6 protein-coding genes are annotated in these 8,446 nt (G+C 67.1%); all 6 read left to right on the forward strand.

From position 1 onward, the window contains the following. Positions 1 to 78 precede the first annotated feature (78 nt). The 6 genes from tkt to RBB46_RS11430 all read left to right on the forward strand — a co-directional run bounded on the left by tkt (position 79) and on the right by RBB46_RS11430 (position 8,257). On the forward strand, positions 79 to 2,061 hold the full coding sequence (tkt, locus tag RBB46_RS11405; protein WP_306029099.1) for a transketolase: 1,983 nt from the start codon (positions 79 to 81) through the stop codon (positions 2,059 to 2,061). A gap of 179 nt (positions 2,062 to 2,240) precedes the next feature. Further along, positions 2,241 to 3,779: an adenylate/guanylate cyclase domain-containing protein gene (locus RBB46_RS11410; RefSeq protein WP_306029114.1), complete on the forward strand. Its 1,539-nt coding sequence runs from the start codon at positions 2,241 to 2,243 to the stop codon at positions 3,777 to 3,779. Between the two features lie 207 nt (positions 3,780 to 3,986). Beyond that, positions 3,987 to 4,994, forward strand: a complete 1,008-nt coding sequence (gap, locus tag RBB46_RS11415) for a type I glyceraldehyde-3-phosphate dehydrogenase (protein WP_306029100.1) — start codon at positions 3,987 to 3,989, stop codon at positions 4,992 to 4,994. Between the two features lie 156 nt (positions 4,995 to 5,150). Next, the gene (pgk, locus tag RBB46_RS11420) at positions 5,151 to 6,344 is read left to right on the forward strand and encodes a phosphoglycerate kinase (protein WP_306029101.1); all 1,194 of its coding nucleotides are present in this window, start codon (positions 5,151 to 5,153) and stop codon (positions 6,342 to 6,344) included. Between the two features lie 112 nt (positions 6,345 to 6,456). After that, positions 6,457 to 7,488, forward strand: a complete 1,032-nt coding sequence (locus RBB46_RS11425; protein ID WP_306029102.1) for a class I fructose-bisphosphate aldolase — start codon at positions 6,457 to 6,459, stop codon at positions 7,486 to 7,488. Positions 7,489 to 7,612: 124 nt separating this feature from the next. Next, entirely contained in the window at positions 7,613 to 8,257 is a 645-nt protein-coding gene (locus RBB46_RS11430; protein WP_306029103.1) for a thiamine phosphate synthase, read from the forward strand. Positions 8,258 to 8,446 lie beyond the last annotated feature (189 nt).

The following is an 8,446-nucleotide window of genomic DNA, read 5'->3' on the forward strand; positions in this document are numbered from 1 at the left end:
AGCGGGGCGGCCGAAGGGCCGCCCGTATCAAGGACTTACATGCCCTTGCGGGCCGCCGACAGGGACGAACGGAACCAGATGACCGATATCGACAAGCACCATCGCATGGCCAATGCGATCCGTTTCCTCGCAGCCGATGCCGTGGAAGCGGCCAAGTCCGGCCATCCAGGCCTGCCGATGGGCGCGGCCGACATCGCCACCGTGCTGTTCACGCAGGTCATGCATTACGACCCGACCCGGCCCGACTGGCCGGACCGTGACCGGTTCGTGCTGTCCGCGGGCCACGGCTCTATGCTGCTCTACGCCGTTCACTACCTGCTTGGCTCCGAGGACTTCACCCTCGACCAGATCAGGAACTTCCGGCAGATTGGTGCGCTGACCGCGGGTCACCCGGAATTCGGCCACGGCGCCGGCATCGAGACGACCACGGGCCCGCTCGGCCAGGGCCTCGCCAATGCCGTCGGCATGGCGATGTCGGAAAGGCACCTGCGCGAGACCTTCGGCGCCGACATTGTCGATCACCGCACCTATGTGCTGGCCGGCGACGGCTGCCTCATGGAAGGCATCAGCCAGGAAGCGATCTCGCTTGCCGGACACCTGAAGCTCGACCGCCTCATCGTCATCTGGGACGACAACGGCATCTCCATCGACGGCAAGGTCTCGATCTCAGATTCGACCGACCAGATCGGACGCTTCCAGGCAAGCGGCTGGAACACGGTCGCCATTGACGGCCACGATCCGGTGGCCATCGCCGCCGCCCTCAACGAGGCGCGCGAGAGCGATCGCCCGACCCTGATCGCGGCGAAGACGACCATCGGCTTCGGCGCCCCCAACAAGGCCGGCTCGGAAAAGGTGCACGGTTCGCCGCTCGGCGCCGAGGAACTGGCCGCCACCCGCAAGGCGCTCGGCTGGGCCCACGAGGCCTTCGACGTTCCCAGCGACATCATCGACGCCTGGCGGATCGCCGGCCTGCGCTCCGGCCAGACGCGCAAGGAATGGGAGAAGCGGCTCGCCGCTGCCGATCCGGAGATGCGCGGCGAGTTCGAGCGGCGCCTGCGTGGCGACCTGCCGGCAGCCTTTGCAACCGAGATGGACAAGCTGAAGAAGCAGATCGCCCACGACAAGCCGGTGATGGCGACCCGCAAGGCGTCGGAATACGTGCTCGGCACGATCACCCGCGTCGTTCCCGAGACGATCGGCGGTTCCGCCGACCTGACCGGCTCCAACAACACCCGCACCGCCGATACCAGGGCGATCACGCCGGACGACTTCACCGGCCGCTATGTCCATTGGGGCATTCGCGAGCACGGCATGGCAGCCGCGATGAACGGCATGGCCCTGCACGGCGGCACCATCCCCTATTCGGGCACCTTCCTGGTGTTTTCCGACTATGCCCGCCCGGCGATGCGCCTGGCGGCGCTGATGGGGCAGCGTGTCATCCACGTGATGACCCATGACAGCATCGGCCTTGGCGAGGATGGCCCGACCCACCAGCCGGTCGAGCATTACGCCGCGCTGCGCGCCATCCCCAATCTCGATTTCTACCGCCCGGCGGACGTCACCGAGACCCTGGAATGCTGGCAACTGGCGCTGGAGACCCCCGACACGCCGAGCGTCCTGGCGCTGACACGCCAGAACCTGCCTGCGGTACGCAAGACCTACGAGGCGGAGAACCTGTCCGCGCGCGGCGCCTATGTCGTCGCCGACAGCGGCGAGAGCCCGGCGGTGACCATCTTCGCCTCCGGCTCCGAGGTCGAGATCGCCCTGGCCGCCCGCGAGGCGCTCGAGGCGGCGGGAACCGCCACGCGCGTCGTCTCGGTGCCCTGCATGGAGCGTTTCGAGCGCCAGTCGCAGGACTATCAGGACGACATGATCGGCGGCGCCAAGGTCTGCGTCGCCGTCGAGGCCGGCATCCGCCAGGGCTGGGACCGCATCATCGGCCGCGACGGCATCTTCATCGGCATGACCGGTTTCGGCGCCAGCGGCCCCTACCAGCAGCTCTACAGCCATTTCGGCATCACCGCCGAGGCCGTCGTCGCCGCCGTGAACGCGCGGCTCTGACCCTGCCTTGGACAAACCGGGGACAGGCGGTCACGGGCCGCCTGTTCCCGCTGTTGCGCGCGCACGCCTGTCGGCTGTAAGAACAGGTCGATCATCGGGAGGTCGTCGCCGTGCCGCAGACTGACGAGAACCACCGCAGCGTCGACAGGCTCTGGCGCCAGGTCGCCGAGCGGCCCTGGATTCTCGCCGGTGCCGTTCTGGCCGCTCTCGTTCTGCTTCCGCTGGCCGTCTGGCTCGACCTGCGCAACCTCTCCGACACCTCGCTGGCGACGCAGGCGCGCACCCTGAACGCCATGATCTCGGACATCCGAGCCTATTACGGCGCCAATGTCGTCGGCCGTGTCCAGGCTTTCGACGGCGACACAGTCGCCGTGCACAATTACGAGGACGTGCCGGGCGCCGTCCCCATTCCCGCCACGCTGTCGCTGGAGCTCGGCGGGGTCATCGCCGGCCGCGGCGGCGGCGATGTCAACTATCGCTTCGTGTCCGACCAGGCTTTCCGCAACCGCGCGCCGCACCGTCTCGACGACTTCGAGACGCGAGCCCTGGCCCGGTTCCGCGAGACCCGCGCGCCCGATGCCGTCGCCTCGGAGTTCGCCGGTTCGCTGTTCGAGCGCGAGATCCGCATGGCGGTGCCGGTCGTCATGGGACAGGCCTGCGTTTCCTGCCACAACACCCATCCCGAAAGCCCCAAGCAGGACTGGCAGGTCGGCGACGTGCGCGGCATCCAGGCCATCACCGTTCACCAGCCGATTGCCAGGAACCTCTTCTCCTTCAAGTATCTCTTCCTCTATTTCGCCGGCGCCGGCACCTTCGGCATCGCCTTTGCGGGCCTGCAATGGCGCCAGGCCAATGCCTTCCGGCGCATGAACGCCGAACTGGAGGAGGCCAACGGCTTCCTCGCCTCCATCTCGATGAAGATCTCCAAATATCTCTCGCCGCAGATCTACAAGTCGATCTTCTCCGGAGAGAAGGACGTGGTGATCTCCACCGAGCGCAAGAAGCTGACCATCTTCTTCTCCGACATCAAGGACTTCACCGAGACGGCCGAGCATCTCCAGCCGGAGGAGCTCACCAGCCTGCTCAACGAGTATTTCACCGAGATGTCCACCATCGCGCAGGCTCATGGCGCCACGGTCGACAAGTTCATCGGCGACGCGATCCTCGCCTTTTTCGGCGACCCGGAAACGCGCGGCGCGCGCGAGGATGCCAATGCCTGCCTGGACATGGCGATCGCCATGCAGCGGAGGATGGCGGAACTGAAAGCACAGTGGCGCCGGCGCGGCATCGAAAAGCCGTTCGAGGTGCGCATGGGCATCAACACCGGCTACTGCAACGTCGGCAATTTCGGATCCGCCGACCGGATGGACTATACGATCATCGGTGCGGAGGCGAACCTTGCCGCGCGCCTGCAGGGCATCGCCGAGCCCGGCGGCATCGTCATCTCCTACGAGACCTGGGCCCATGTGCAGGACCGGGTGCGCGTGCGCCGGCTTGAGCCGATCACGCTGAAGGGCATTCCCGGCGAGATCGTGCCCTATGCCGTGGAGGGCCTGCACGACCTCGCCATGCCGGATCCGGACACGATCACCGAGGAGAACGAGGGGCTGTTTCTCCGCCTCGACATAGCAAAGCTCGATGCCGACGCGCGGCGCAAGGCCGAGGCCGTCCTGGAGAAGGCGCTCGGCGCGGTGCGCATGCGCGACGACAGCGTTTGAGACCGGCCGCGGGCGCGACAGGCGCGCCCGCGATCGATATATGTTGCCGGACCCCGTTGCATCCTTGACGAGGCTTCTGTAACCAGCGTTCGGGCGCCGTCGGACGGCGCTCCAATGACGACAAGAGCCGGACGGTTCCTCACCAGACGGTCGGGCTCCACCAGTTCATCGCCAAGGATGCGGTTCGCCGCCACAGGAGAGACAAGCATGACCGTGAAGGTTGCCATCAACGGATTTGGTCGCATCGGACGCAACGTGCTGCGCGCCATCGTGGAATCGGGCCGCACCGACATCCAGGTCGTTGCCATCAACGATCTCGGCCCGGTCGAGACCAACGCCCACCTGCTGCGCTACGATTCCGTTCATGGCCGCTTCCCGGCGACGGTGACGGTCGACGGCGACACGATCGACGTCGGCACCGGCCCGATCAAGGTCACCGCGATCCGCGACCCGAAGGAACTGCCCTGGGGCGCGCTCGGCGTCGACGTGGCGCTGGAATGCACCGGCATCTTCGCCGACCGCGAGAAGGCCTCCGTCCATCTTGCCAACGGCTCCAAGCGCGTGCTGGTGTCCGCCCCGGCCTCCGGCGCCGACAAGACGATCGTCTACGGCGTCAATCACGACACGCTGACCAGCTCCGACACGGTGGTCTCGAACGCCTCCTGCACCACCAACTGCCTGGCTCCGGTCGCCTATGTCCTCAACGAGGCCATAGGCATCGAGACCGGCTTCATGACGACGATCCACTCTTATACCGGCGACCAGCCGACGCTCGACACGATGCACAAGGACCTCTACCGGGGCCGGGCGGCGGCGCTGTCGATGATCCCGACCTCGACCGGCGCGGCCAAGGCGGTCGGCCTCGTCCTGCCGGAGCTGAACGGCAAGCTCGACGGCGTCTCCATCCGCGTGCCGACGCCGAACGTCTCGGTCGTCGACCTGAAATTCGTCGCCAAGCGCTCGACCACCGTGGCCGAGATCAACGACGCGATCCGCGCGGCGGCCGATGGCAAGCTCAAGGGCATTCTCGGCTACACCGACGAGCCGCTGGTCTCCAGCGACTTCAACCACGATCCGCATTCGTCGATCTTCCACATGGACCAGACCAAGGTCATGGACGGCACCCTGGTGCGCATCCTCACCTGGTACGACAACGAGTGGGGCTTCTCCAACCGCATGTCGGACACCGCGGTCGCGCTGGCGAAGACGATCTGATCCGGACTTGGCCGGGGCGGCCGCCGCAAGGCCGCCCCGATCCTGTGACAGACCGCGACAGGCGTCACAGACGCCTCTGACGGTGCCTTCCTGGCGCCCCCAAGACGAGCCAATGGCAGGCGCGCGACGCGCCGAAATGCAATCGGGTAGCAAGCGATGACCTTCAAGACCCTCGACGACATGGGTGGCCTTATCGGCAAGCGCGTTCTCGTGCGCGTCGACCTGAACGTGCCGATGGACGGCAACAAGGTGACCGACGCGACCCGGATCGACCGCGTCCTGCCGACGATCCGCGAGCTCTGCGACAAGGGAGCGCGCGTCGTGCTGCTCGCCCATTTCGGCCGTCCCAAGGGCGCCGTCATGCCCGAGATGAGCCTGGCCCCGGTCGCCGCCGCGTTGACCGAACGTCTCGGCCGGCCGGTGGCCTTTGCCGCCGACTGCATCGGCGAGCTTGCCGCCGCCACCGTCGACGGGCTCAAGGACGGCGACGTGGCGCTGCTCGAGAACACACGCTTCCATGCCGGTGAGGAAAAGAACGAGGCGGCCTTTGCCGACGCGCTGGCCGCCCTTGGCGATCTCTATGTCAACGACGCCTTCTCCGCCGCGCACCGCGCTCACGCCTCGACGGAAGGGCTGGCCCGGCGCCTGCCGGCCTGTGCCGGCCGCACCATGCAGGCCGAACTGGAGGCGCTCGCCGCCGCCCTGACCACGCCGGTGCGCCCGGTTCTCGCCGTGGTCGGCGGCGCCAAGGTCTCCTCCAAGATCGAACTGCTCGACAATCTCGTGAAGAAGGTCGACATGCTGGTCATCGGCGGCGGCATGGCCAACACATTCCTCGCCGCCCAGGGCAAGGATGTCGGAAAATCGCTGTGCGAACATGATCTTGCCGACACGGCGCGCCGCATCATCGAGACCGCCAAGGCCTCGGGTTGCGAGATCGTGCTGCCTGTCGACGCGGTCGTTGCTCGTGAATTCAGGGCTGGCGCCGCCAACCAGACCGTCTCCGTGGACGCGGTCCCCGCCGACGCGATGATCCTTGATGTCGGCCCGCAATCGGTCGCCAACGTCAAGGCGAAGATCGACGCGGCCGCGACGCTGGTATGGAACGGTCCGCTGGGCGCCTTCGAGATCGCGCCCTTTGACATCGCCACGGTCACCGCAGCCCGCTATGCCGCCGCCCGCAGCAAGAACGGCCCGCTCGTCACCGTGGCCGGCGGCGGCGACACGGTCGCCGCGCTCAATCACGCCGGCGCCGCCGGCGACTTTTCCTACGTCTCCACGGCCGGCGGCGCCTTCCTCGAATGGCTCGAGGGCAAGGCCCTTCCGGGCGTGGTTGCGCTGCAGGATTAATCCTTTTGGTGAAACACCCCACGCCGCGCCTTCAAAAGCGCGGCGTTTTTGATAGAAAGCCGCAGCTGCCGCGCGGCGGAAACAAGCGAACGGAAAGAAGAGGACGCATCGGATGAGTGAACGTCTCGAAGACATTGCCGAGGCCATGGTGGCCACCGGCCAGGGCATTCTGGCCGCCGACGAAAGCACCGGCACCATCCAGAAGCGCTTCGACCAGATCGCGACGCAGAACACCGAGGACAACCGCCGCGCCTATCGCGAGATGCTGTTCTCCAGCACCGAGGCGATGAACGACTGCATCTCCGGCGTCATCCTCTTCGACGAGACCCTGCGCCAGAAGGCCGCCGACGGCACTCCCTTCGTCGAAATGATCCGCAAGGCCGGCGCCGTGCCGGGCATCAAGGTCGACAAGGGCGCCAAGCCGCTCGCCGGCTTCCCGGGCGAAACCGTCACCGAGGGCCTCGACGGGCTGCGCGAGCGCCTTGCCGAGTATTACGATCTCGGCGCGCGTTTCGCCAAGTGGCGCGCGGTGATCGACATCAACGAGGAAGACGGCCAGCCGTCGAGCACCTGCATCCAGTCGAACGCCCATGCACTGGCCCGCTACGCGGCGCTCTGTCAGGAGGCCGGCATCGTTCCGATCGTCGAGCCGGAAGTGCTGATGGACGGTCCGGCCGCCTCGCACGACATCGAGACCTGCTACGAAGTCACCGAGTGGACACTCAACACGGTGTTCTCCGAGCTGTTCCAGATGGACGTGATGCTGGAAGGCATCATCCTCAAGCCGAACATGATCGTGCCGGGCAAGAACGCCTCCTTCCAGGCCTCGGCCGAGGAAGTCGCCGAACTGACCCTGCGCTGCCTCAAGGCGACGGTTCCGGCCGCCGTTCCCGGCATCGCCTTCCTGTCCGGCGGCCAGTCGGACGAGGCTGCAACCGAGCACCTGCACCTGATGAACGCTTCCGGCCCGCTGCCGTGGAAGCTCACGTTCTCCTATGGACGCGCCCTGCAGCAGTCGGCGCTGAAGGCCTGGGGCGGCAAGCCGGAGAATGTTCCGGCCGCGCAGGCCGCCTTCCTGCACCGTGCCCGGATGAACGGCCTTGCCGCCAAGGGCGAGTGGAACAAGGACCTGGAGACGGCCTGAGCCGCCTCGCCATCCTCGACGACGCTTGACGAGAGGGGCGGTTTCGCCCCTCTTTTGCCGTGATCGGCCGCCATTCAGGATCCGGTCACGCCGATGGGCCCCGCGAACCGGAAGGACACGCGCCGTGCACCCGCGCCTGTACCTGATTACACCCGACGACCTCGACATCGACCGCTTCCCCGATCAGCTCGCGGCGGCGCTTTCCGGTGGCGATGTCGCCTGCCTTCTGATCGCCGACGGCGGTTGGGGCGAGACCGGCTTCCAGAAGATTGCGGAACGCGTCGTGCCGCTGGCGCAAGAGGCGGGAACCGCCGTGCTCGTCCACAATGACAGCCGCACGGCCGGACGCAGTCGTGCCGACGGCATCCATGTCGACACCGGCATGGACGACCTGAAGCAGGCGCTGGAAACGTTCCGCCCCGCCGGCATTGTCGGCGTCGGCGACATCCGCACCCGGCACGACGCGATGACCGTCGCCGAGCTTGGCGTCGACTATGTCTTCTTCGGCCTTCTTGCCCGCGAGGAGGACGAGGAGCCGCACCGCAAGACGCTCGACTTTGCCTCCTGGTGGTCGGAAATGTTCGAGACGCCCTGCGTGGCCCTGAGCGGGCACGCGCTCGCCGGCATCGAGACCGCCGCCGCCACCGGCGCCGATTTTGTCGCCGCCCGGGCCGCCATCTGGAACCACCCGGACGGCCCCGAGGCTGCGGTGCGTGCCGCCAACGAAATCCTCTCGCGCCACGAACTGGGTGAGGTCGACAACGGATGACCCGCTCCGGACGGCATCTCCTGCGAACAGGCGTGCTGGCCGCATTGCTCGGTGTGGCCCAGCTCGCCCTGCTTCAGTCTGTCCTGCTCGAGGCTGCCCTCGCCCAATCTGCCCCGGCCCAATCTGCCCCGACACCGGCCGCCGCCGCCGATGATGCTCCCCCTTCGGCCGCAACTTCATCTGTTCCCA

Source organism: Stappia sp. MMSF_3263 (genome assembly GCF_030733745.1).
Taxonomy (GTDB): Bacteria; Pseudomonadota; Alphaproteobacteria; order Rhizobiales; family Stappiaceae; genus Stappia.

Excerpts from the sequence above, each read along its gene's own strand:
- tkt (WP_306029099.1), top strand. The coding sequence starts at position 79 with ATGACCGATATCGACAAGCACCATCGCATGGCCAATGCGATCCGTTTC.
- gap (WP_306029100.1), top strand. The coding sequence starts at position 3,987 with ATGACCGTGAAGGTTGCCATCAACGGATTTGGTCGCATCGGACGCAAC.
- pgk (WP_306029101.1), top strand. The coding sequence starts at position 5,151 with ATGACCTTCAAGACCCTCGACGACATGGGTGGCCTTATCGGCAAGCGC.
- RBB46_RS11425 (WP_306029102.1), top strand. The coding sequence starts at position 6,457 with ATGAGTGAACGTCTCGAAGACATTGCCGAGGCCATGGTGGCCACCGGC.